Origin of the sequence: Thalassospira sp. GO-4, from assembly GCF_023588965.1 — a bacterium.
Classification (GTDB): Bacteria; Pseudomonadota; Alphaproteobacteria; order Rhodospirillales; family Thalassospiraceae; genus Thalassospira; species Thalassospira povalilytica.
In genome coordinates this window covers 3,450,718-3,474,857 of sequence record NZ_CP097807.1, presented here as the reverse complement: position 1 = coordinate 3,474,857, position 24,140 = coordinate 3,450,718, and the positions used below count along the sequence as shown (strand labels likewise).

General features: G+C 55.3%; 25 protein-coding genes. 4 read left to right on the top strand and 21 right to left on the bottom strand.

What is annotated here, in order from left to right; translation table 11 throughout:
- From M9H61_RS16060 to M9H61_RS15990, 15 genes are all read right to left on the bottom strand, one after another.
- Window positions 1-360, bottom strand: a complete 360-nt coding sequence (locus tag M9H61_RS16060) for a helix-turn-helix transcriptional regulator (RefSeq protein WP_250281631.1) — start codon at window positions 358-360, stop codon at window positions 1-3.
- Window positions 347-793 carry an SRPBCC family protein gene (locus tag M9H61_RS16055; RefSeq protein WP_101245286.1) on the bottom strand — a complete coding sequence of 149 codons (447 nt, stop codon included), beginning with the start codon at window positions 791-793 and terminating at the stop codon, window positions 347-349. The genes M9H61_RS16060 and M9H61_RS16055 overlap by 14 nt, the downstream gene beginning before the upstream one ends.
- A gap of 198 nt (window positions 794-991) precedes the next feature.
- Window positions 992-1,612 carry an urease accessory protein UreG gene (gene ureG, locus M9H61_RS16050; protein WP_101245285.1) on the bottom strand — a complete coding sequence of 207 codons (621 nt, stop codon included), beginning with the start codon at window positions 1,610-1,612 and terminating at the stop codon, window positions 992-994.
- Window positions 1,609-2,319 carry an urease accessory protein UreF gene (locus tag M9H61_RS16045; protein WP_250281629.1) on the bottom strand — a complete coding sequence of 237 codons (711 nt, stop codon included), beginning with the start codon at window positions 2,317-2,319 and terminating at the stop codon, window positions 1,609-1,611. Before M9H61_RS16045 ends, ureG begins: the two co-directional genes overlap by 4 nt.
- On the bottom strand, window positions 2,309-2,902 hold the full coding sequence (locus tag M9H61_RS16040) for an urease accessory protein UreE (RefSeq protein ID WP_250281628.1): 594 nt from the start codon (window positions 2,900-2,902) through the stop codon (window positions 2,309-2,311). Before M9H61_RS16040 ends, M9H61_RS16045 begins: the two co-directional genes overlap by 11 nt.
- 13 nt (window positions 2,903-2,915) lie before the next feature.
- Window positions 2,916-4,628 carry an urease subunit alpha gene (gene ureC / locus M9H61_RS16035; protein ID WP_250281625.1) on the bottom strand — a complete coding sequence of 571 codons (1,713 nt, stop codon included), beginning with the start codon at window positions 4,626-4,628 and terminating at the stop codon, window positions 2,916-2,918.
- Between the two features lie 17 nt (window positions 4,629-4,645).
- Window positions 4,646-4,951, bottom strand: a complete 306-nt coding sequence (locus tag M9H61_RS16030; protein WP_206926689.1) for an urease subunit beta — start codon at window positions 4,949-4,951, stop codon at window positions 4,646-4,648.
- A 12-nt stretch (window positions 4,952-4,963) separates the two neighbouring features.
- Window positions 4,964-5,266 (bottom strand): urease subunit gamma, encoded by a 303-nt coding sequence (locus tag M9H61_RS16025; RefSeq protein ID WP_101245281.1) that lies wholly within the window; start codon window positions 5,264-5,266, stop codon window positions 4,964-4,966.
- Window positions 5,267-5,293: 27 nt separating this feature from the next.
- A complete protein-coding gene (locus M9H61_RS16020; RefSeq protein ID WP_250281623.1) occupies window positions 5,294-6,226 on the bottom strand; it encodes an urease accessory protein UreD in 933 nt (310 codons plus the stop codon).
- Window positions 6,227-6,412: 186 nt separating this feature from the next.
- The gene (gene urtE, locus M9H61_RS16015) at window positions 6,413-7,108 is read right to left on the bottom strand and encodes an urea ABC transporter ATP-binding subunit UrtE (RefSeq protein WP_250281622.1); all 696 of its coding nucleotides are present in this window, start codon (window positions 7,106-7,108) and stop codon (window positions 6,413-6,415) included.
- A gap of 14 nt (window positions 7,109-7,122) precedes the next feature.
- On the bottom strand, window positions 7,123-7,905 hold the full coding sequence (gene urtD, locus M9H61_RS16010; RefSeq protein ID WP_371922230.1) for an urea ABC transporter ATP-binding protein UrtD: 783 nt from the start codon (window positions 7,903-7,905) through the stop codon (window positions 7,123-7,125).
- A gap of 14 nt (window positions 7,906-7,919) precedes the next feature.
- A complete protein-coding gene (gene urtC / locus M9H61_RS16005; protein WP_250281620.1) occupies window positions 7,920-9,107 on the bottom strand; it encodes an urea ABC transporter permease subunit UrtC in 1,188 nt (395 codons plus the stop codon).
- A gap of 3 nt (window positions 9,108-9,110) precedes the next feature.
- On the bottom strand, window positions 9,111-10,736 hold the full coding sequence (gene urtB, locus M9H61_RS16000; protein WP_371922229.1) for an urea ABC transporter permease subunit UrtB: 1,626 nt from the start codon (window positions 10,734-10,736) through the stop codon (window positions 9,111-9,113).
- A 204-nt stretch (window positions 10,737-10,940) separates the two neighbouring features.
- The gene (urtA, locus tag M9H61_RS15995) at window positions 10,941-12,215 is read right to left on the bottom strand and encodes an urea ABC transporter substrate-binding protein (RefSeq protein ID WP_101245277.1); all 1,275 of its coding nucleotides are present in this window, start codon (window positions 12,213-12,215) and stop codon (window positions 10,941-10,943) included.
- 374 nt (window positions 12,216-12,589) lie between these two features.
- Window positions 12,590-13,543 carry a LysR family transcriptional regulator gene (locus tag M9H61_RS15990; RefSeq protein ID WP_250281615.1) on the bottom strand — a complete coding sequence of 318 codons (954 nt, stop codon included), beginning with the start codon at window positions 13,541-13,543 and terminating at the stop codon, window positions 12,590-12,592.
- A 100-nt stretch (window positions 13,544-13,643) separates the two neighbouring features.
- Here M9H61_RS15990 and M9H61_RS15985 point away from each other — a divergent pair, with 100 nt between their 5' ends.
- Window positions 13,644-14,627, top strand: coding sequence for an MBL fold metallo-hydrolase (locus M9H61_RS15985; protein ID WP_250281613.1), 984 nt, complete (start codon window positions 13,644-13,646; stop codon window positions 14,625-14,627).
- A gap of 95 nt (window positions 14,628-14,722) precedes the next feature.
- Here the strand turns inward: M9H61_RS15985 and M9H61_RS15980 are convergent, their stop codons facing one another.
- Window positions 14,723-15,919, bottom strand: coding sequence for a urate hydroxylase PuuD (locus M9H61_RS15980; RefSeq protein WP_114112759.1), 1,197 nt, complete (start codon window positions 15,917-15,919; stop codon window positions 14,723-14,725).
- A gap of 304 nt (window positions 15,920-16,223) precedes the next feature.
- On the opposite strand from M9H61_RS15980, the gene M9H61_RS15975 reads away from it, so the two are divergent.
- Entirely contained in the window at window positions 16,224-17,138 is a 915-nt protein-coding gene (locus M9H61_RS15975; protein WP_206926684.1) for a LysR family transcriptional regulator, read from the top strand.
- Between the two features lie 66 nt (window positions 17,139-17,204).
- Here the strand turns inward: M9H61_RS15975 and M9H61_RS15970 are convergent, their stop codons facing one another.
- The 3 genes from M9H61_RS15970 to M9H61_RS15960 all read right to left on the bottom strand — a co-directional run bounded on the left by M9H61_RS15970 (window position 17,205) and on the right by M9H61_RS15960 (window position 20,068).
- On the bottom strand, window positions 17,205-18,242 hold the full coding sequence (locus M9H61_RS15970; protein ID WP_250281611.1) for a histone deacetylase family protein: 1,038 nt from the start codon (window positions 18,240-18,242) through the stop codon (window positions 17,205-17,207).
- A gap of 77 nt (window positions 18,243-18,319) precedes the next feature.
- Window positions 18,320-19,489, bottom strand: coding sequence for a methyl-accepting chemotaxis protein (locus M9H61_RS15965; RefSeq protein WP_101245273.1), 1,170 nt, complete (start codon window positions 19,487-19,489; stop codon window positions 18,320-18,322).
- A 45-nt stretch (window positions 19,490-19,534) separates the two neighbouring features.
- A complete protein-coding gene (locus M9H61_RS15960; RefSeq protein ID WP_250281609.1) occupies window positions 19,535-20,068 on the bottom strand; it encodes a PAS domain-containing protein in 534 nt (177 codons plus the stop codon).
- A gap of 365 nt (window positions 20,069-20,433) precedes the next feature.
- On the opposite strand from M9H61_RS15960, the gene M9H61_RS15955 reads away from it, so the two are divergent.
- Window positions 20,434-21,045: a hypothetical protein gene (locus M9H61_RS15955; RefSeq protein WP_250281607.1), complete on the top strand. Its 612-nt coding sequence runs from the start codon at window positions 20,434-20,436 to the stop codon at window positions 21,043-21,045.
- Between the two features lie 110 nt (window positions 21,046-21,155).
- On the opposite strand, the gene M9H61_RS15950 is transcribed toward M9H61_RS15955, so the two are convergent.
- Window positions 21,156-22,328, bottom strand: coding sequence for a helix-turn-helix transcriptional regulator (locus M9H61_RS15950; protein ID WP_206926682.1), 1,173 nt, complete (start codon window positions 22,326-22,328; stop codon window positions 21,156-21,158).
- 113 nt (window positions 22,329-22,441) lie between these two features.
- On the opposite strand from M9H61_RS15950, the gene M9H61_RS15945 reads away from it, so the two are divergent.
- Window positions 22,442-22,804, top strand: a complete 363-nt coding sequence (locus M9H61_RS15945) for a hypothetical protein (RefSeq protein WP_250281605.1) — start codon at window positions 22,442-22,444, stop codon at window positions 22,802-22,804.
- A gap of 79 nt (window positions 22,805-22,883) precedes the next feature.
- Here the strand turns inward: M9H61_RS15945 and M9H61_RS15940 are convergent, their stop codons facing one another.
- Complete coding sequence (locus M9H61_RS15940) at window positions 22,884-23,945, bottom strand: BMP family ABC transporter substrate-binding protein (protein ID WP_101245851.1); 1,062 nt, start codon at window positions 23,943-23,945, stop codon at window positions 22,884-22,886.
- Between the last annotated feature and the right edge of the window lie 195 nt (window positions 23,946-24,140).

The window sequence follows — 24,140 nt, the reverse complement described above, 5'->3', positions numbered from 1 at the left end:
TTAGCTGTCATCGCCTTCGACAAAGGTTTTAAGCCGCATCAGGGCCATTTCCCAACGTCCCGCCACCTGATCGAGATAGGCACGCGCCTGTGCCAGCTGTTCGGGGCAAAAGGCATATTGGCTTTCACGCCCGACCTTGTGGCTTTGCACCAGACCGGCGCCTTCAAGCACCCGCAGATGTTTGGTCACGGCCTGGCGCGTCATATCGGCATCATCGGACAGAACCGAGATCGAACGCGGCTTGCCATCGGCCAGTCGATCAAAGATCGCCAACCGTGTCGGATCGCCCAATGCAGCAAACATGACCGAAAAATCACGGCCATGTTCACCATTCACAGGATTTTGTTCAGCTTTCGACATGTTTCTTGATGTTTTCCAACTGGAAACCCCAGCCATTTGTATTGGCCCGCAACGCATCGGCAATGCGATGGGGTGGTAAATTGTCAAATCCGGTTTCGCGCACCCGGACCGATGTCTGACCACCGGTTTCTTCCAGCCAGAATTCGACAAGCGTTTCGGGTTCATCGCTGTAATCCACGTCGGGATCAACCGCATATGGATGCCATGTATAGGCGAAATACCCCGGTTCCTCCATCGCCTTGATCGTCGATGTCCATGGAACGTGAGTGAATCCTTCGATGGTGATTTTTCCCGACGACACTTTGCCCACCGCAAACGGTGCATCGATATCAACACCAAACCACGCGCCGAACTGGCGATGATCGGTCAGGGCCTTCCAGACACGCGACCGCGATGCTTTGATCTCGATCGACTTTTCAATGCTATTTGACATAACGCAACCTCCTGGTTGCATTTAACCTGCCAGAAGAAATCCCGTTACGCAACTAAAAAGTTGCATATTTGATTTGATCGCCGAATGCACAAACGCCCGACCGTTTCCGGCCGGGCGATGCGTGCTCCCGTCATCCTTGGGTCAATGCCGTGTTGATGTAACCGGCAATGCCCGTGCGGCTATCCTTATATCCCCATATCAGGATGCTGCGGATTGGCGGAGCCCCCCTGTCTCGATGATGAAATTCTTGACGTCTTCAAGACCATCCATGGCCTTGAGATTGGTAAACAGGAACGGACGATCCCCGCGCATTTTCCTGGCATCGCGGTCCATCACGCCAAGATCGGCACCAACAAGCGGTGCGAGATCGGTCTTGTTGATCACCAGCAAATCCGATCGTGTAATGCCCGGTCCGCCCTTGCGCGGGATTTTATCCCCGGCCGACACGTCGATGACGTAAATAGTAATGTCGGCAAGCTCCGGCGAAAACGTGGCCGACAGGTTATCGCCACCCGATTCAATAAAGATCGCCTCAAGCCCGGCATGTTTGGCAGCCATATCTTCGACCGCCGCCAGATTGATCGAGGCATCTTCGCGAATGGCGGTATGCGGACAGCCGCCCGTTTCAACACCGGCAATCCGATCCGGGGCCAATGCGCCCGACCGGGTCATGAATTCGGCATCTTCGCGGGTATAGATATCATTGGTGATGGCCGCGATATTGAACTCGTCGCGCATGGCTTTGCACAGGCGCTCCAGAAGTGCGGTTTTGCCCGAGCCAACCGGCCCACCAATTCCGATACGAAGGGGAGAACTCATGATCTAAATAGCCTCGTATATTGGGTTTCGTGTTTCATCGATGTCCAGTCGATCAACGGGGCAGATGCCCCGAGATCGGCAAGTTCGGCCGCCATCGCGTGATCCACCGCGACAGAAACCGCGTGATCAAGGGATGACAGGGACCGGACCCCATCGGTCTGACCAAGCGGCACCAGACGTACCGCACTGGAAACAAGGTTTGCCGCCATGGCATGCAAATAGGCGGTCAGGGCATCACATAGCGGCACTTTGGCCTCGGCCGCCGCAATACCGACCACTACCGGATAGGATGGCAAACGATCATCACCGCGCATCCGGCTGGCCCAGCGCGACAGCATCCCGTCCCCCCAGACCTTTTCCACCGTCGAGACAAAGGCACGTCCCTGTGCCGTTGCCTCCAACGCCATTTCAGAAGTCCCGCGCCAGCAATCGGCTTCGATACCGATGTCAAAAAGCGCGTTCTCATCCCCGGCAAGGGTCGCCCGCCATGCCGCACAAAACAGCACCGCATCAATCCGCCCGGCCCCGAATTCCAGTACCCCCTCAACCCAGTTGATCAGGCTTTCGGCCGAGCTTACCCGTCCGTCTTCCACCGCATATTCCACGCCATGGGAATAGGTATAGGCACCGACCGGAAATGACGGACTAAGCCAGGTCATCAACCGCATCAGGCCCGCGGGGTTAAGGGTCAGGGTTTCAGTGGTCATGCGGTTTCCCTGCGGCATGGGCGTGGGAATGACTGTGATCACCGTGGCTGTGTGAATGGCTATGACTGTGATCATGACCCTGTTTGTGGTCATGATCCTCATGATCGAAATGATCATTGCCGTGACTATGGCCATGCGCCCCGCTAAGGCCGTGATAGGCCCCGTTTAGCGGATTGAACGGCGCGATTTCATTTTCGACAACGCCACCAAGGCCGGTAATCATGTCTCGCATCACATGATCATCAATGATGCGCAACCGCCCATCTTTAAGGACCTCGACCGGGGTATGGCGGTTGCCGATATGCCAGGCCAGCTTGGCCGCGGCAATCGGGCCGGATGCCGTGATGGTCAGAACCGGCTCCTCGGCGGCGCGCACCACAATCACCCCGCCATCAACAAGGCGCAACCGATCTCCGTCGGCCAGACGCACCGCATGCGGAAGATCAAGCAGGAAAGGCTCGCCCGCATCATCATGCAGACGAATACGGCGGCGGTGACGGTCGGAAAAGACCAGTGTCACCGTCCCGCGAACCTCGGATGTATCGGTGCGATCAACCGGGATATGTTCAATGGCATGACGCATAAAACTGATCCGATCAGAACAGGAAGTAACGTTGTGCCATCGGCACAACATCGACCGGCTGACAGGTCAGAAGTTCACCATCCGCCGTCACCTGATAGGTTTCCGGATCAACTTCCATGACCGGAAGCGCATCATTAAGCTTCATGTCCTTTTTGCCGATAGCGCGCGTGTTCGACACAGCCAGCAATTCCTTGGAAAGCCCGAACTCGGCGGCAATTCCGGCATCAATGCCGGCTTGCGATACGAATGAGAAACTCGATTTCGCAAGCGCATTGCCATAGGCCCCAAACATCGGACGGTAATGAACCGGCTGTGGCGTCGGGATCGAGGCATTCGGATCGCCCATCGCCGCTGCAATGATCATCCCGGCCTTGACCACCATGTCGGGCTTGGTGCCAAAGAACATCGGTTTCCAGACCACAAGATCGGCAATCTTGCCTACTTCAATCGACCCGACATGGGATGCAATGCCCTGCGCGATTGCCGGGTTGATGGTGTATTTGGCGACGTAACGCTTGGCACGGAAGTTATCATTGCCCTTGCCCGCATCTTCGGGCAGTGCCCCGCGCTGCTTTTTCATCTTGTCTGCCGTCTGCCAGGTACGGGTGATGACTTCACCCACACGGCCCATGGCCTGACTGTCCGACGAAATGATCGAAAACGCGCCAAGGTCATGCAGGATGTCTTCGGCGGCGATGGTTTCGCGACGAATGCGGCTTTCGGCAAAGGCGACATCTTCAGGGATTTTCGGATCAAGGTGATGGCAGACCATCAACATGTCCAGATGCTCGTCAATCGTGTTGACCGTGAATGGACGTGTCGGGTTGGTCGAGCTTGGCAGAACGTTGGCTTCGCCACACAGCTTGATGATATCCGGCGCATGGCCACCACCAGCACCCTCGGTATGGAAGGTGTGAATGGTGCGCCCCTTGAACGATGCGCGGGTATGTTCGACAAAGCCGCTTTCATTCAGCGTATCGGTATGGATCATGACCTGAACGTCAAGATCATCGGCAACCGAAAGGCAGGTATCAATGGCGGCCGGTGTCGTGCCCCAGTCTTCATGAAGCTTAAGGCCACAGGCGCCTGCCTTGATCTGTTCGATCAGCGATCCCGGAAGGGTTGCATTCCCCTTGCCAAAGAAACCGATATTCATCGGAATGCCGTCGGCAGCCTGCAACATCCGGGCAATATGCCAGGGACCGGGCGTACAAGTGGTGGCGTTCGTACCCGCCGCCGGGCCGGTGCCACCGCCCAGCATGCTGGTGACGCCGGAATAAAGGGCGTCTTCAACCTGTTGCGGGCAAATCCAGTGAATATGGGCATCAATCCCGCCCGCGGTGATGATATTGCCTTCACCGGCAATAACCTCGGTCCCCGGGCCGATAATGATATCAACACCGGGCTGAACATCCGGGTTTCCGGCCTTGCCGATCCCGGCAATGCGCCCACCGGTGATGCCGATATCGGCTTTGACAATCCCGGTATAATCAAGGATCAGCGCATTGGTGATCACGGTATCAACCGCCCCTTCGGCGCGGGTTGCCTGTGACTGGCCCATGCCGTCACGGATAACCTTGCCACCGCCGAACTTCACTTCTTCGCCAAGGGTGGTGAAATCCTTTTCGACCTCGATGATCAGGTCGGTATCGGCCAGACGGACTTTGTCGCCAACGGTCGGACCAAACATCGCCGCATAGGATGGACGATCAATTTCATATGCCATGTCTCGTTCCCCCTTGCTTAGAGCTTGCCGTTGATTTTGGCGTTAAAGCCGTAAACCGTGCCGGACCCGGCATATTTCACCAGATTGACTTCGCGCGACTGGCCCGGCTCGAACCGGACTGCGGTCCCGGCCGGGATATCAAGGCGGAAACCGCGGGCGGCTTCGCGGTCGAAATCAAGACCCGGATTGGTTTCATAGAAATGATAATGCGATCCGACCTGCACCGGACGATCCCCGGTATTGGCCACCATGATGGTTTTGGTTTCGCGCCCCTCGTTAAGAATAAGGGTGCCTTCCTTGGTAATGATTTCACCTGGAATCATGTGCTTACCCCCTTAACGGATCGGTTCGTGAACGGTCACAAGCTTCGTCCCGTCCGGGAACGTTGCTTCGACCTGGATTTCATGGATCATTTCGGCAATGCCATCCATCACCTGATCGCGCGAAATCACGGTGGCCCCGTCGCGCATCAAAGCCGCAACAGATTTGCCATCACGCGCCCCTTCGACGACATAATCGGTGATGATTGCGATGGCTTCGGGGTAATTAAGCTTTACCCCCCTTTCAAGGCGATTGCGTGCGACCATCGCCGCAACCGAAACCAGCAGCTTGTCCTTTTCGCGTGGCGTCAAATTCATGCCTGCCTACTCCCTGGATCCACCGTTTTAAATCTCCCACAAACGCGGCAAACGTTCGGGAAGCCCCCGTGTCTTGTGGCGGAATTGTTTCCACCAAGCACCGTATACCCGGCGCAATTTCATCGGTTCACGCGCCATGAAACGCGCAATCACAATGCCCTTCATCGCAGTCGCCCCACACAGGACATCATCCCTTGCAAGCCCCGCTGATGCCTGTTCAAGACATTCACGCGCATCATCAAGGTGATCTTCGACCCCGTGCCCGACCAGAATGGCCGTGGCATTGGCGCGTGCGCCATCAAAGGCCGCCGCATGATCAAGAATGCGCAACACATCGCCTTCAAGATGCAGCGCATCCCGCCACACCGGACGTCCGTCAATCGACACATCCCATGCGTCGCGCGCCAGTCCGGTTTTAAACACTTCGCCGCGCGCAAGGCGCCCAAACACCATCATCTCACCTGCAAGAACCCGGCCTGATCCGGCTGCTGCAATCGTGGTTTTGCGCTTTAACCGTGCCTGATCAAACAGGATGCTTTCATGGGGCAACCATTCAAGCCAACCGCCATCTTCAACCGTCAGATCAACCGACATTTCACAATCGGGCCCGACGGATCGATAAACTTTCTCGGCGGCTTGGGCGGTGAAAAGGGCGGATGTACCCGCCTCGACCTTGCCGGCAAAGGCAAGCTTGTCGCCGCCAACCATCCCGCCCGATGTCGTCACCAGAACCGCCGTCGTCAAATCCCCCGCCACCGGACGCGGGAACAGGATTTTCATCGGATCACGGTAATAAAGATGATCAAGTGCCGCATGCCCGCCCTGATGGGCCGGGCCGGAACCCTGGCGGAACGTTACCTCAGCACGGCCATCGGTAATGATGCGCGCGGGCGTTCCGTTCGTTGCTGTATCTGCATTGGGGGACGCAGATATCGGGGTTTCGAGTTTGCTAAGCTGCACAAAGCCACCTGATCATTGCGGTTCGTTTGATGAACCTGATACCGTTTTCCGGCAATTCCAAGGGCCGTAACAGCAAGATGCGGGCCAACCGCCCGATCCCCGCCAGACCCCGGTTTTGGCGGGGATCGGGCGGGCAATGGTCTGATCAATCACGCGAAAGCTGCGCAATTTTTTGGCAAATGCTGATCAAACAGTCAGATAGGCGCGCACTTTTTCCCGGTCGAGTGTTTCCTTCGCCCCGGACAAAACGACCTCGCCACGTTCCAGCACGACAATCTCGTCGGCCAGTTCATGGGCAAATTCGAAATATTGCTCGACCAGCAGGATCGCCATATCGCCGCGATCGGCCAACTGTTTGATGACGCGCTGAATATCCTTGATGATTGATGGCTGAATACCCTCGGTCGGTTCATCAAGCACCAGCAACCTTGGACGGGTCACAAGCGCACGCCCGATGGCAAGCTGCTGCTGCTGCCCGCCCGAAAGATCCCCACCACGACGCCCCAGCATGTCGCGTAAAACCGGGAACAGTTCGAATATTTCATCAGGGATATGACGCAAGGCACGCGGAAGGGCGGCAAACCCGGTTTCCAGATTTTCCTTCACGGTCAGAAGCGGGAAAATCTCGCGCCCCTGGGGCACAATGGCAATCCCGTTCGCCGACCGGCGCCAGGACGGATCGCGCGAGATATCCTTGCCTTCCCATTTAATATTACCGTCGGCAATCGGGTGCTGGCCGACGACGGCGCGCATCAGCGATGTTTTGCCAACTCCGTTCCGCCCCAAAACCGCGGTTACCTTGCCGGTCCGGGCATTCAGCGACACTTTGCGCAAGGCATGGGACGCGCCGTAAAACAGATCAATATTGCTGACATCAAGCATGTTCCAGCACCTCCCTAGCGGCCCAGATAGACTTCAATGACCCGCGGGTCTTTTTGCACATGATCAAGTCGGCCCTCGGCCAGAACCGATCCTTCATGCAGAACCGTCACCTTGCAATCAAGGTCACGGACAAATTCCATGTCATGTTCGACCACGACGACCGAACGATCCTTGGCAATCGACCGCAAAAGCTTTGCCGTTTCCTCGGTTTCGGAATCGGTCATCCCGGCAACCGGCTCATCGACCAGAAGCAATTCGGGCTCCTGCATCAACAGCATCCCGATTTCGAGCCACTGCTTCTGACCGTGTGACAGGTTGGCGGCCATTTCATCGCGCTTGTCCTCAAGCATGATGGTGATCAGGGTCTTTTCGATCCTGATCTTTTCGGCATCGCTCAGGCGATGGAACAGTGCCTGAAACACCCCGCGCCCGCCCGAACAGGCCAGAAGCAGGTTGTCAAAAACCGTGTGGCTTTCAAACACGGTCGGCTTCTGGAACTTGCGCCCGATGCCAAGATTGGCGATCTCGGCCTCGTCCATTTTGGTCAGATCGATCTCGCTTTTGAACAAGACATCGCCGGTATCAGGCCGCGTCTTGCCGGTGATGATATCCATCATCGTGGTCTTGCCCGCGCCGTTCGGACCAATGATGGCGCGAAGTTCGCCCGGCTCGACATAAAAGGACAGATTATTCAGTGCCCGGAACCCGTCAAAGGTCACCGAAACTCCGTCGACATACAAAATGGTTTCCGCCCGCGCCGATTTGACCTGCGGCTCCATCGAGGCACTTTTTTCCATGACAGCAGCTTCGCTCATGCCTTACCTCCTTCATTTGCGCGGCGTTCGGCAATACGTTTGCGCCATGTCGTGAAGAATGACTGGCGATCTGCTGCACCAAATGCCGGGACCGCACCAATCACCCCTTTTGGTAGGAACAGCGTCACGGCAATGAACAAACCACCAAGGAAGAACAGCCAGAAATCCGGCATCACCCCGGTAAAGAAGGTCTTGGCATAGTTGACAATAAACGCGCCAAGCACCGCCCCATAAAGGGTGCCACGCCCGCCGACCGCGACCCAGATGACGATTTCAATCGAAAGCGCCGGGGCAAATTCACCCGGATTGATGATGCCAACCTGCGGCACATAAAGCGCGCCGGCAATCCCCGCCATCACAGCAGAAACGGTAAAGACAAACAGCTTGTAATATTCCACCCGGTAACCGGTGAAACGCACCCGGCTTTCGGCATCACGAATGGCAATCAGAACCTTGCCCAGACGTGACTGGGTAATGCCGCGCGCCACGATATAACAAAGACCAAGAAACACACAGGATGCTACAAACAACCCGGCACGCGTGCCATCGGACTGCAACGAGAAGCCCAGCAAATCCTTGAAATCCGTCAGGCCGTTATTGCCGCCAAAGCCCATATCGTTGCGGAAAAAGGCGAGCAACAGCGCATAGGTCATGGCCTGCGTAATGATCGAAAGATAAACACCTGTCACACGCGACCGGAACGCCAGGAACCCGAAAACAAAGGCCAAAAGCCCCGGTACAAACATCGCCATGACAATGGCAAACCAGAACATGTCAAAGCCGTACCAGTACCAGGGCAGTTCCTTCCAGTTCAGGAACACCATGAAATCCGGCAGGATCGGATCGCCATAAACCCCGCGATCGCCGATCTGACGCATCAGATACATGCCCATGGTATAGCCGCCCAACGCAAAGAACGCGCCATGCCCCAGCGACAAAATGCCACAAAAGCCCCAGATCAGATCGACACTTAACGCCAAAAGCGCATAGCAAAGATACTTGCCCAGAAGGCTGACCATCCAGGTCGGCACATGAAAGGCCGAACTTTCGGGAACCAGCAGATTGCCAACAGGCACCAGAATGGCCGCCGCAATCAGGATCGCCAGAAGCGTCATCCCGCCCCGGTCATTAAGGAGCCAGCCAACAACCGGCGTCATTTTGTATTTTTGACGATAATCGGTCATGGATCAGGCCTCCACCGCGCGACCTTTAAGGGCAAACAGGCCCTTGGGTCGTTTCTGGATAAACAGGATCAGCGCGATCAGGACAAAGATCTTGGCCAGAACCGCCCCTGCCATCGGCTCAAGGAACTTGTTGACGATGCCAAGGCTGAAGGCGCCCAGAACCGTCCCCCACAGGTTTCCGACCCCGCCAAACACCACCACCATGAAACTGTCGATGATATAGGTCTGACCAAGGTTCGGGCTGACGTTTGAAATCTGGCTCAATGCCACACCGGCAATCCCGGCAATCCCCGAACCAAGTCCGAATGTCAGCGCATCGACGTAACCGGTGCGAATGCCAACCGATCCGGCCATGCGGCGGTTTTGCGTTACCGCGCGCATCTGAAGCCCGAAGGCCGTGTAACGCAGAACCGCGGCAATCCCGGCCACCACAATCACGCTGAACAGGATGATCCAGAGACGGTTATAGGTCAGGACAAGACCGGTCGAAAATTCAATCGCTCCACTCATGAAATCGGGTGCGGTAACCTGCTGGTTGGTTGCACCGAAAATCGAACGGATGGCCTGCTGAAGAACAAGACTTACCCCCCATGTCGCCAGCAGGGTTTCAAGCGGACGGCCATAAAGGAACCGGATCACGCACCGTTCAATGACAACCCCGACCGCCCCGGCCACAAGAAATGCCGCCGGAACAGAAATGGCAAGTGACCAAGCCGATCCCGATGACAAAAATGGCGCCAGCGCCTGCTGGACCACAAAAGTGGTATAGGCACCAATCATGATCATTTCGCCATGCGCCATATTGATCACGCCCATCACGCCAAAGGTAATGGCAAGACCGACAGCCGCCAGCAACAGGACCGAGCCCAGGCTGATACCCCGATAAACATCGCCAACCGTCTGCCATGTGGACAGGCGCCGTTCGACCGAGGCAAGCGCGTCTTTTGCCGCGGCGACGACTTCGGGCTGATATCCTTCGGCCTCGGCACTGGAAACAAATTGCGACAGCACCGCGCGAATTTGCGGGGTGGTCTCACTGGCCAGAACGGCAATCGCGGCCAGACGTTCATCTGTGGTTTCACCAGCCGCCAGCGCCATGGTTGCTTCGGCCAGTTGCATGCGGGCCAAAAGGGTTTCGTCCTCTTCGCGATCAATTGCCCGCAACAGCAATGGCAACATCGCCGGATCACGGGCATCCATGATCTGTTCGACCGCCGCACTGCGCACGGCCAAGTCCGGACTGAACAGGTTCAGTGTCGCCAACGCATCGCGCAGCGCCCCGCGCAAACGGTTATTGATCTTGATCTTCGACAGCTCCTTGGAACTGCTTTCACCGGCAACTTCGCCGCTTACAATGTCGATATGGGTGTAAACCTTGCCCTTTTTGGTGGCGATCACGACATGCTCGTCGCTGTCACGCACATAAAGATCACCGTCAAGCATCGCTTTTAAGATCGGGGCAACACGTGGGTCGCCATCGGCCGCCATTTCTTCGATCACCGCAACCTTTTTGGTCGCACTTTTATCGTCAAGCTGCTCGGCAATATTACGAAGTTCTTCGTCGCTAAAGGCCTGTGCGGTATCGGGAACAAAAGCCGCCAACACCACAACAAATCCCAGCACCCCCATCACACGGGAGGCAATTTCATGCATCTTGCACATTGAAAACGGAGAACGGCGCAGCACTGATAAAATGTCATTGCGCATGATCACCAAACCTTTGAATTCAAACTGGAAAATTAAGAAAAGAAATCATCAGGATCCGGGATCTGATCCCGCCCCGATAAAGAACGGGCCGGTCGCGCGTTCACGACCGGCCCATCCAAAAACCAATTAGTACATCGGTTTTTCACAGTTGCCGCAGACCCACGGATAGGTCCAGTCGGCGGTCAGCTTTGCGCTTTCAGGCAGGAAGTCCGACCATGCATCGCCAACGACGGTGCCTTCGGTTTCCCAAACAATGTCGAACTGGCCATCATCCTGGACTTCACCGATCAGAACCGGCTTGGACAGGTGGTGGTTGGTGTTCATGACAGCCGTGCCACCGGTCAGGTTGGCAACTTTCTGGCCATACATTGCCTGGCGAACCGCATCGACATCGGTGGTGCCAGCCTGTTCGACAGCCTGTTTCCACATGTTAAAGCCGATATAGGTTGCTTCCATCGGGTCGTTGGTCACGCGGCTTTCATCACCGATGAAGGCATGCCACTTTTCGATGAAGGCAGTATTGGCATCAGACTCAACCGACTGGAAATAGTTCCAGGCAGCCAGATGACCAACCAGCGGCGCGGTATCGATACCGGCCAGCTCTTCTTCACCGACCGAGAATGCAACAACCGGAATGTCTTCGGCCTTGATGCCCTGGTTTGCCAGTTCCTTGTAGAACGGAACGTTCGCGTCACCATTGATGGTCGAAACCACGGCGGTTTTCTTGCCGGCCGATGCAAATGCCTTCACATCCGCAACAATCGACTGCCAGTCGGAATGACCGAACGGGGTGTAGTTCTCCATGATGTCTTCATCGGAGATCCCCTTGCCGTTCAGGTAGGAACGCAGGATTTTGTTGGTCGTACGCGGATAGACATAGTCCGTCCCCAGAAGAACGATACGTTCTGCAGAACCGCCATCTTCGCTCATCAGGTAATCAACAGCCGGAATGGCCTGCTGGTTCGGCGCGGCACCGGTATAGAACACATTGCGCGAGCTTTCCTCGCCTTCATACTGAACCGGATAGAACAGCATGCTGTTGAGTTCTTCAAATACCGGCAGAACCGATTTGCGCGAAACCGAGGTCCAGCAACCGAAAACAACCGAAACCTGATCTTTTTCGATCAGTTCACGTGCCTTTTCGGCGAAAAGCGGCCAGTCCGATGCCGGGTCAACGACCACAGCTTCGACCTGTTTGCCAAGCAAACCGCCATTCTTGTTCAGATCATCCACCAGCATCAGGACGGTGTCCTTGAGCGTGGTTTCAGAAATCGCCATCGTACCCGAAAGAGAGTGCAGCACACCGACCTTGATGGTATCTGCTGCCTGTGCGGCTGACATGGCCATTGCCGACCATGCCATGGCCCCAGCGCCGACAAGCGCCTGAAGCTTCTTATTCATTTATAGCCTCCACTGCGAGTTTATTGCACCGCAGTGATACTTGCTAAAACCGTGCCAGATTCTTTTGGCGGTAGAATAAAATCAAGAATCGAGGGATTCCCACGCAATATGCGACTATTTTACACCCGATCTAAGGATAATATTTGCGCCATCCGCATTTTTGATGGCTATTTTTCAATCACAGATTAAAAAATGATTACTTTTTAATCACATTGACGCCACATTCTTCGCCGCTTATTTGAAAGGTGGAAGTTTCGGGTCAGACCACGATCTGACCTCGCCTTCATTGCGGTTATTGCACCACAATCCACCACCTTGCGGGCAGCTTCCCGCCCCGCCGGTCCCCGGTGGGGCGTCATAATTTTCACTGCTGACTATTCTGCGGCAAGGAACATCCGGTCCGGATCAATCGCGTCAATCACGCCACGGATCTGATCACGCAGCCAAACCAGGCCGACATCCTTGTCCGTCCACACCGCCCAGTTCATGGTCACCGGCGGAAATCCAATATCAATCGGCATCGGACAGAATGAAAGCCCGAATAGCGGCGCATACTGAATCGCAATCCGGCAAGGCACGGTTGCCACGACCGGAGAATTACGCGCTGCGGCCAAAAGCGGCATAAAATCTGGTGCCGCCATCACAACATTCAGATCAATGCCCACCCCCTGCAAAGCCGCGCCAACACATCCAGCGACATTTTCGGTTTGCGACAACACCGCATGACGGGACGCCAGATATTGTGCACGGGTGATCGGCGCACTCAGCCCCGTCAGCTCAGGGTTAAAGCAACATGCCACTTCGGAATTGAACAACAATTCCCCATGATAACCGGTTTGCAGCTGGGTCTTGCACCCGATTGCCAGATCAATCTCGCCATTATTGATCATGGTATCGACGGTATCGGTCGTAATCGAACGACTTAAAATCTTGGTGCCCGGCGCTTCACGCTGAAGATGGCGCACCAGTTCCGGCAACAGGATCATTTCCATTTCACCGGTCACACCCAGACGAAATACCCGCTCGGCCTTGGCCGGATCAAAACAATCGGTCGCCTGAAGGGCATTCTGCGCCTGTGAAAGTGCGGTTCGCACCGGCCCTGCCAATGCACGCGCCTTGGCGGTCGGTTGCATTTTTTGACCCACACGCACGAACAATTCATCGGCCAGCAACATGCGCAGGGTCGATAAATTGTGGCTCATCGCGGACTGGCCAATGCGCAGCTTTTCCGCCGCCTTGGTGACACTCATCTCTTGCATCATTGCGTCAAACGCGATCATGAGGTTGAGATCAAAGGACCGTAAATTGAAATGATCAATATTATCCATGACTGGCATCGATTTGATTACTGACTGAACCCACTATAGCTTTTCCCCAGAAGCTTACAACCCGCCGGTTCCCCACCGGCACGATTTGAGGGAGAAGAAAATGTTATCACGTCGCGAATTGCTTAAGGGTACGCTTGCCGCCGGTGCCGTCGGCGCGATTGGCAGCACGGTCTTCGTGCCGCTGACGGCCAAGGCAAAGGCCCCTTTGGTCGGCACACAGGCACCGGGCTACTACCGGCTGATGGTGGGTGATGTCGAAGTCACCGCCCTTTCTGATGGCGTTGGTCTGTTTCCGATTGCCGACCTTTATCTTAACACCACGCCTGAACAGGCGCGCCTTGCCCTTGCTAACGCGTTTCAGGGCACGCCCACCCATCTTTCGGTCAACACCTACTTGCTGAATTTCGGCGACCGCCTGGTATTGCTTGATGCTGGCACCAGCGATCTGATGGGTCCGGCACTGGGCAAACTTCCGGCCAACATCATCGCATCAGGCTATCACCCCGATCAGATTGATGATGTTGTCATCACCCATGTCCATCCTGATCATACCGGCGGTCTGACCCTTGGCGGCAAAAAGGTCTTTGCCAATGCCACGGTCCATGTCCCGCAACCCGATGCCGATTTCTGGCTGAGTGCCGAAAGCAAGGCCGCGGCCCCCGACGATGCCAAGGACTTCTTTGATCAGGCGGCGGCCTCCCTTAAACCCTATATCGACAGCAACGCCTTTCAGAACTTTGCCCCCAACGCACCGGCCATCCCCGGCCTGATCAACACGACCTTCCGTCCGGGCCATACGCCGGGGCACAGCGCGCTTTGGATCGAAAGCAAGGGCGAGAAGTTTGTCTATTGGGGCGACATCACCCATGGCGACGTTGTTCAGTTTGATGAACCCGGTGTTGCTATCGCCTTTGACAGCGATCCCGATCTTGCCATCAAGTCGCGTGAAGCAGCCTTTGCCGAGGCCGTTTCGGAAAAATATCTGGTTGCCGGGTGCCATATTGCGTTTCCGGGCATCGGTCACGTCCGCGAAGACGCGACCATGTATGACTGGGTGCCGATGAATTATCGCGCCGACGTCTGATCACTTCACGCCCCCCACCCAGCACATTAACGCAAAAGGGCGGCCGCATCACGCGACCGCCCTTTCTGCTGATGAACCGGGATGGGAAAATACCCTTATTCAGGCATGCCCGCACGGATCCACTGGCCGAGCTGGGCGCGTTCCTCGTCCGTCATTTCGGTGATATTGCCAAGCGGCATGGCCCGGCCAATTACGGCTTGTGCCAGAATACGCTGGGCATTGGCTTCGATCTGGGCCAGATCATCAAACATCACCCCTGCCGGGGCCTCGTCAAAGCCTTCATCGCGCGGATTGGCGGAATGACAGGTGCTGCATCGGGTCTGTACAATCGCCAGGGCATGATCGGCCGTGATGATATCCTCGTCTGCCAACTTGACCGCATTGGGGTCATAGGATGCAAACATCGCCAAAATCGCCATGCCGACACCGGCGGCGGGCAGTTGCCAGACAATTGCCTTGCCCGTCCCACCGGCATTGCGGGTATTGAAGAAATGGCGCACCAGACCACCGATGATCAGGATCAGACCAACGATCAGCCACGACTGATCATGGGAAAACAGCATCGAATAATGGTTGCTGATCATCATCAGCAACACCGGCAGCGTCAGATAGTTATTGTGCGTTGAACGCTGCTTGGCCTGAAGCCCCAGTTTGGGATCGGGTTTTTCACCGGCCATCAGGCTGGCGACAACCTTTTTCTGGTTCGGGATGATGATGCGAAACACGTTGGCTGCCATGATCGTGCCAATCATCGCACCGACATGAATAAACGCGCCACGCCCGCTAAAGACATGGGTGAACAGATAGCTCGCCACCATGATCAGGATAAACAGCGCAATCGCCAGCGTATCGGTCCGCTTGCCGATCGAACTTTTGCAGATGATGTCATAGATCACCCAGCCGGCAAACAGGCTGCCAAGCCCGATCAGGATCGCATCCATCTTGGTCAATGCCAGAACGCCCGGATCAATCAGATAGCTCTCAGCGCTCCAGTAATACATGGTCACCAAAAGCGCAAAACCGGTCAGCCAGGTGAAATAGGCTTCATATTTGAACCAGTGCAGTTCCGGCGGCATCGAACTTGGTGCGACCATCCATTTATTGACGTGATAGAACCCGCCACCATGGACCATCCAGGCTTCGCCATAGACGCCTTCATCCATGCCCGGACGTTTGCGCAAACTCAGATCCAGCCACACGAAATAGAACGAAGACCCGATCCAGGCGATGCCCGTAATCAGATGCGCCCAGCGCAGGATCAGATTGATCCAGTCCTGAAACAGAATATCCACGGTGTCTGAAACCTCCGTCTCGCCCGCCTGCGGATGATCAAGATCCGCGCCCGGGCCGCCCCTCTGACAGTTATGATTCCGGCTGCAATTTCCCCATACAATCCGGAATCATTCAAAATAATCTCTTACATTCTCCTAACATAGGCATGCGGCCGCCTCTATTATTAAGGGATCGAGCGTAATCGAAATGACTTTCAAACTATTCTTTAAAATGGCACAGTGCGGCCATGGGTTTCGACCCTAGAATAGAATATCAAACGATAATAAACGCCAAAACAACGTCATATCAGGAGCCTCCCGCGTCATGTCCGATTTTGAGGACATCCAGATTTTTGTCCGTGTTGCCGAACTGGGGAACCTGTCTGCTGCCGGTCGCGAGTTGCGTCATTCCGCAGCCGTCGTCTCGAACCGGATTGCGCGCCTTGAAGAACGTCTTGGTGTGCGGCTTCTCAATCGCACCACACGCAGGGTCAACCTGACGACCGAGGGGGATGTTTATTACCGCCATTGCCTGCGTATCCTTAGCGAAATGCAGGAAGCCGAAAACGCCATCGCCAATCAGAAAAACACCACACGCGGTCCGGTAACGCTGACCTGCCCGGTGGCGTTTGGCAATAAATATATCGCCCCGATCATTCCGAAATTCGTTGAAATGAACCCGGATGTGCAGATCCGGCTGCACCTGTCCGACCGGCTTCTCGATCTGTTGCAGGACAAGGTCGATCTTGCCATCCGCATTGCCGAGCTTAAGGAAAGCTCCCTGATCGTCCGCAAACTTGCCGCCAACAGGCGCATGCTGGTCGCAAGCCCCGATTATCTGGCAAAGCACGGCACGCCGCAAATACCCGCCGACCTGATGAACCACAATTGTCTGCTGCTGCGTTTTCCGGGATCGCGACAATATCAATGGACCCTGACCGGCCCCAATAGTGACGATGCACCGGTCACACTGGCCGTATCGGGATCAATGGATTCAGATAATGGCGAAGTGCTGACCCGCTGGTGTCTTGACGGGCATGGCATTTCACTGAAATCGAACTGGGAAGTCGGCGAATATATCCGTGATGGCAAACTCAAGGTCGTATTGCCCGACTACCAACCACCGTCACATGCGGTCTATACGCTATATCCGGAAAACCGCTACCTTCCGACCCGTGTACGGGCCTTTGTCGATTTTCTGGTATCCGAATTTGGCGGCACCCCGCCCTGGGAACGCTAGGTCACCAAAACAAAACGCCCCGGCGAACTGCACGGGGCGTTTTGACATTCAAATGATATTCAAAAATCAGCGCTTCGCCTGATCCAGATATCCCGAAAGTACTGCGGCGACATTCAGCCCGATCACATCATGGGCATAGCCGCCTTCCATCACAAACACGGTCTTAAGGCCCAACCGCCCGATCATCTGACCGATCCGGTTGAAATCATCGGTCTGGAGTTTGAAATCACAGATCGGTTCGGCCTCGTGCGCGTCAACGCCAAGTGCGATGACCAGCGCATCGGGTTGCCAGGTAACAAGCTTTTGCATCGCCTTGGCAAAGCCCTGCCCCCACGCCCCGAAATCGCTTCCCCCGGCAAGCGGGATATTCAGGTTGGCACCTGCCCCGTCATTGCGTCCGGTTTCGTTGGCATAGCCCATAAAGAACGGGAACTGATGGGTCGGGTCCGCATGGATCGAGATGGTCAGAACATCACCACGCTCATAGAAAATATCCTGCGTGCCGTTGCCATGATGGTAATCGATATCCAGGATCGCGACCTTTTTCGCGCCCTTGGTGATCATCTGCTGGGCAGCAATCGCCGAATTGTTCAGGAAGCAATATCCGCCATAACGGTTGCCATGTGCATGATGCCCCGGCGGACGGGTCAGGGCAAAGGATGCCTCGCCATCATTCCAGGTGGCATCGGCGGCCGATGTTACGGTCTGCGCGCCCCAATAGGCCGCTTTCCAGGTGCCTTGCGTAATCGGGGTATCGCTTGAAATGGCGAACTGCCCCAGACGCGCACTGATATGCTTTGGATTGCCGCCCGAAAAACCGGCTGTCGGCCAGACATAGGGAAAGGCATCGCCGGTCTTGCCGGCCCTGGTCCATTCCGACCAGGCATTTTCGACGAAATCGAGATAGTCGGGATCGTGAATGGCGCGGATCGGGTCCATCCCGTGATCGGCCGGATCAACCAGCTGCGCCTTGACCGCATGGGCCACCGCATCACGAATGATCGGAATGCGCCGGGCATTTTCAAAACAGGGCACCATGCGTCCATGATGCATTTCGCCCGCACCGTCATGGGCATCGTGGCGGGAATTGAAAAAGACGCGCATCGCCCCGTTTCCTTGTTTCAAGATAACAACAGGGTGTCACACTGACACCCTGTCTATGTGTTGCACGGTGAAAGCGGCTATTTCTTGGCGGTATAAAGCAGCTTTTCGATGGTATCGAGGAACCCGCCCAGATGCTTGCGCAGATTTTCCGACTGCTCTGCCAGACGGTCTGCCATTTCACGTGTGGTATCTGCGGCCTCGCCGGTACGTCCGGCCATGTCGGAAACAACCGTGATGTTATCGGTCACTTCCTGTGCGCCGCTTGATGCCTGTTCGACATTGCGCGTGATGTTCGATGACAGATTGGCCTGCGTTTCAACATTGCCCGAAATCGTATCGGACCGCGCGGCAAGATCATCAATCACACCGGCAATCTCGCGGATTGCCGCAACCGACTGACCGATTGCATTCTGGATGTCCTGAACCTTTTCCTCGATGCTTTCGGTTGCCTTGCTGGTCTGGTTGGCAAGGCCCTTGACCTCGTTGGCAACCACGGCAAAGCCTTTGCCTGCTTCGCCAGCACGCGCGGCCTCAATGGTCGCATTCAGCGCCAGAAGGTTGGTCTGGGCGGCGATATCACGGATGAAGCTGACAACCTCGACAATTTCGCCGGCTGCGGCTTCAAGTTCGCCGATGCGACCGTCGGTTTCCTGGGCAAGGCCGTTGGCGCGATTGGCAATCTGAACGGATTCACGCGCCTGTTCGGAAACTTCACGGATCGACTGGCTGAGTTCTTCGGAGGCCGCGGAAACTTCGGTCACGTTGCTTGCGGTCTGCCGCGCAGCAGCAGCCACATTGGTCGAGCGGGAGCTGGTTTCATGGGCGATGGTATTGGCTTCGCCCGATGCTTCGGCCAGTGCCGATGCCGCATGGGCAATATCATCAACCGCTTCGAACGATCCGCTTTTGAATTCATCAAGAATCTCGGCAAAGCCCGACAGTTTCTGTTCGATCGCAGCTGTCGCCGCATTGATGCGCTTGGCCGAAGACAGATATTCCCCGACCAGCCCGGTTTCGACGATACGGCGATAATAACGGTTTTCGGAAACCGCCCCCATCGATGCCGCACTTTCGCGCAAGAACGCGTCATTCCGATCGATCAGACGGTTGATCGCAATAAACAGGTCGCGCATGTCGGGATGACTGTCGACATTGGTGATACGGGCTTCGTAATCACCTTCTGCCGCAGCCAGAACCACGTCCAGCGCCTTTTTGATTCCTGTTTTCGAACCACCAAATATCGCCATTGCGAACCTCGAACCTTCGATTTGGGAGTACCCTGGGTCCTGACCCTAGAGACTTTGGATGAACTGGTCATATGCCATGCCGGCATCTGACAATTTTTTGGCAAGCGCATCAGATGCGGCATTCATGCCGTCCTTCCGGTTGCTTGTACTTTCTTCGATTTTACGAAGCTCCGCATAAAGCGGAATGATCTTGTTTTTCAGAATTTCGGGATCTGCGACACGCCGGTTCGAATGATATCCGATCACCTTGTGCTGGGCGTCAAAGGTCGGCGTCACATGGGCATAAACCCAGTAATGGTCGCCCTTCTTTCCCATGTTCAGCACATAGGCAAAGATCTCCTTGCCCGAACTGATCTGATCCCACAGCAGCTTGAAAACACAGCGCGGCATGTCCGGATGACGGATCAGGGAATGCGGTTTACCAAGAACTTCCTTCTCGGTGTAATCCGACAAACGCAAAAACACTTCGTTAGCATAGGTAATATGACCCTTAAGGTCGGTCTTGCTAACAATCAGCTCTTCTGGCTTGAAATGGCGTTCCTTGCCGGATGGCTGGACGCCCGGACGCTTTTCGCTCACCTTGATACCCCGTCTTTTCTGATCCCGCCCTACAATTATGACATGCAGGCAAGTTTGACATTTCGATTATCACGTAACCATAGTTCGGCGAAGGAAAAATGTAAATTTTTCATATGCTTCATAGCTGATTTACAATGATAATTTTTAGAATTCTTCTAATCGCACCGACCTTTTTACCCCCGCATTTCGGGGCGAAATATTTGTAAAATTTGCAATATTTCCAATCTGGTCATCGGGTGTTTTTGCTGATCCCCCGACCGGGGGATGCGCGCCCCCTGAAATTGACCTTCAATCCCCTGACAAGCATCCCGGCCCCTACAAACTTTCATCAATGACTGCCGGGTTCAGCATATCAGGAGAACCAGATGAAGAAGCTCGTCGTTTCATGCGCGCTGCTTGCCGGTTTGGCAGCATGCCAGACCACGGACAATGTCGTCCGCAACACCAATGTCAATCTGCTGTCGCTTCCCAAGCCGGAACTGGCCGTTGGTGACCGCTATGCCTATTACCGCAATGGCGACCATGAAATTGCGACCGTCACCGCCAAGGGGGATGGTGTTTACAGCTTTGAGGTAACCGAAGGCCCGGGCGCTGGTTGCAGCTATGACGGCGAAGGTTTCCTGTCGCCGGACGTCAAATGGGAAAATTGCGATGGGTCGACCGGGACACAGACCTTAACGCAGACCGGTGAAATCTGGCCGCTTAAGGTCGGCAATACCGTCTCCTATGCCGGCGAAGGCACTGACGGGGCGGTTTCCTGGTCCTTTAAGCGCGATTGCAGCGTGATCGGCACCGCGATGGTCACCATCGGCACCGGCACCATTCCGACCTATGAGGTTGTCTGCAAGGACGGCTCGAACACCCGGACCTGGTTCTATTCGCAAAGCCACAAATGGCCGGTCAAATACACCAAGGTGCACAAAAAGCGCGGTCTTGTTGACCAGCGCGAAATCGATCTTGGTCAAAAGGCCGGCTGATCGACGCAACGAAATGTGAATGGGGTCTTGTCTGCAAATGGGCGCCATTCGGGTCTGGTTTCCGGTTTGACCGGAAATCAGGCCCCCACCCGCCTGACATCAAAGGCCGGTTACCCTGAAATGATCTGGTCTTCGCGAAGCGGGATGATCATTTGAACGGCCAGACGCACCAGTTCCAGGCGGTCCTTGACCCCGGTCTTGCGATAGACACTGGCAAGTTGGGATTTGACGGTTTCCGGCCCCTTGCCCAGATGATCGGCGATTTCGCTGTTGCTAAGCCCGCGCAACACCGCGTCAAAAACGTCGGTTTCGGTCCGGGTCAGGGCAAAATGCCGGTTCAAAAGGTCGGTATTGATATCGGTGTACCAGAACGGATCGACGACCGTTGCCAGCACCCCGGTAAACTGCCCGCCAAAAGTTCCGTGCTTTTCGCGCAACGGCGCAAGATCAAGCAGATAGGCACTGCTTTCATTGATCCGGCTGTTCAGACGCAGGTTTTCCGATGACTTTTCAATAAACGCCATACGGCCAAGCTTTTGCACCGCCTGGGAAAGACGCCGGGCATCCTGATCATCACGGGCGGTCAATTTTTGTCCCGCCCCGACGGTCAATGCATCCTTGCTGTCAAGAATGCGGGTAAATTCTTCGTTGATGATGACGATTTCACCATTGGCATTAAGGATCGCAACCCCGATCCGCAACCGGTCAAGCACATCAAGAAACGCCCCATACCGGTGACGCAACAGATGAACCGGCCGGTTCATTTCCAGAACCTTGGTCAGATGGGGACCGATAAACCGCAATTTGTCCGATGCCGCGGTCGGTTCGAACAGCCCGTCATCGCGGTAATGGACCGTCAGGATATCGTAACCCGCCGCATCCTTGGAAACACACATCCCCGCCGCCTGATTGCAGCCGGTGGTTTTTTCAAGCCAGGGATAAAACCGTGACGGTGTCGTGTCGCCATTGCTGTGGCGGACTTCGTCACCGACGGAAAAATCATAAAGGTCCTGCTGATGGAAATAGGCTGACCCGTCATTCTGGTTCAGACCAAGGCTGAGATATTCGGCAATTGCTTCGCCCGGTACCCAGCTGTTGGCGTGAAATGAATATTCGGAAATTTCGGGCCGAATGTTCTCGATATGCATGATGATGGCATTTTGCGTCTGCAACATCCCGGCAAGACAATCCAGCCTCTCACACCACAGTTCAGGCGAAATTGCTGCCTCGTACAATTGCGGAATGAACTTGTTATATTCGTCCAGTTCTTTCGCAGACCACATAAAGCCATTATCCATATTCAACTATCTTTTTAGTCAAACACGGAAAAACACTATATATCAAGAAGTACTGAACCACCCAGATCATCGGGCGCGGGCCCGCAAGGGAAAACAAGATGACGAAAGACCTGCGAAATTTTCCATATCGCGTGGTGATACACGAAAAACATTCTGCCCAGGCGGTGCTGGACTGGCTTGATCTGAATGTGCGCAGTGACATGTGGACGATGGGAATTCGCAACATCGAACTGCCGCGCTCGGACCAATCGGCACCGTTTGTCGATATGGTGATCTATTTTTCGCGCCGTGATGACATGGACCTGTTTCGCGAACGCTGGGCAGGCAAGGCGCGCGAACACAAGGTAAAGCTTCGGGGATTGCGCGCGGCACTCTATGCGCTGATGCATCCGCACACCGAAATGGTCGCTTATGAAAAATCCGATGACACACCGGTACGTCCCGCCCGCACCAAGCCATAGACCAGATAAAAAAAGCCCCGCGCAAATCAATGCACGGGGCTTCGTCATTTAGCCAATCCGTATGGACTGGAAATCTGACTTATTTCGGCAGTTCGGCATCGATGCCCTTGATGTACCAGTCCATGCCAAGCAGCATGCCGTCATCAGCAACTTCGCCTTCTTTCACACGCAGCTCGCCAGCCTGGTCATAGATCGGGCCGGTGAACGGGTGGAATTCGCCCGATGCGATTTTGGCAGCAGTTTCTTCTGCCAGTGCTTTCACATCGTCAGGCATGTTGGTGTAGGGTGCCAGTTCGACCATGCCGGTATTGATACCGCCCCAGGTGTCCATCGACTCCCAGGTGCCATCAGCAACGGCTTTGGCGCGTGCGACATAGTAGCTGTCCCAGTTATCAACAATCGCGGTCAGCTGTGCCTTCGGTGCGAACTTGATCATGTCAGAAGCCTGACCGAAACCAAGTACGCCGCGGTTTTCAGCAACCTGAAGCGGTGCCGGGCTGTCGGTGTGCTGAACCATGATGTCTGCACCCTGGTCAATCAGCGCCTTGGCAGCATCGCCTTCCTTGCCCGGATCATACCAGGTGTTTGCCCAGACGATTTTCACTTTGACGTCCGGGTTGACCGACCATGCGCCCATCATGAAGGAGTTGATGCCGCGAACAACTTCCGGAATCGGGAAGGAGCCGACATAACCAACGATGTTCGACTTGGTCATTTTACCGGCGATCACACCAGCAACATAACGGCCTTCATAGAAACGTGCGGCATAGGTCGACAGGTTGTCGGCGCGCTTGTAACCGGTCGCATGTTCGAACTTCACGTTCGGGAACTGCTTGGCAACTTTTTCGGTCGGGTTCATGTAACCGAACGAGGTGGTGAAGATCAGGTTGTGGCCGGTCTGGGCCATCTGACGGATCACACGTTCGGCGTCCGCACCTTCCGGAACGCTTTCGACATAGCTGGTCTCTGCACCGAGTTCAGCTTCGATGGCCTGACGACCGATGTCATGGCGATAGGACCAGCCATGGTCACCAATCGGACCAACATAAACAAAACCGACTTTGACGTCTTCAGCCTGGGCTGCACCCATGCCGGTTGCAAGCGCACCAACGGCTGCAACAGCGGCAATCGTGCGCTTCATGAAACTTGCATTCATTCGTTAGGTCTCCCTGTTAATCAGCAGATCAGGATTTAAACACAATCCACTAAGCAATCAATGACACGTTCACACCGAAACCAAGACTCAGTCAAACCGATCACACTTTTCGCCAGATCCCCCGATCAGCTTGTGTGAGTTTTGGTCCGGTATGAGCTTTTCCTCCCGACAGGCCGGAAC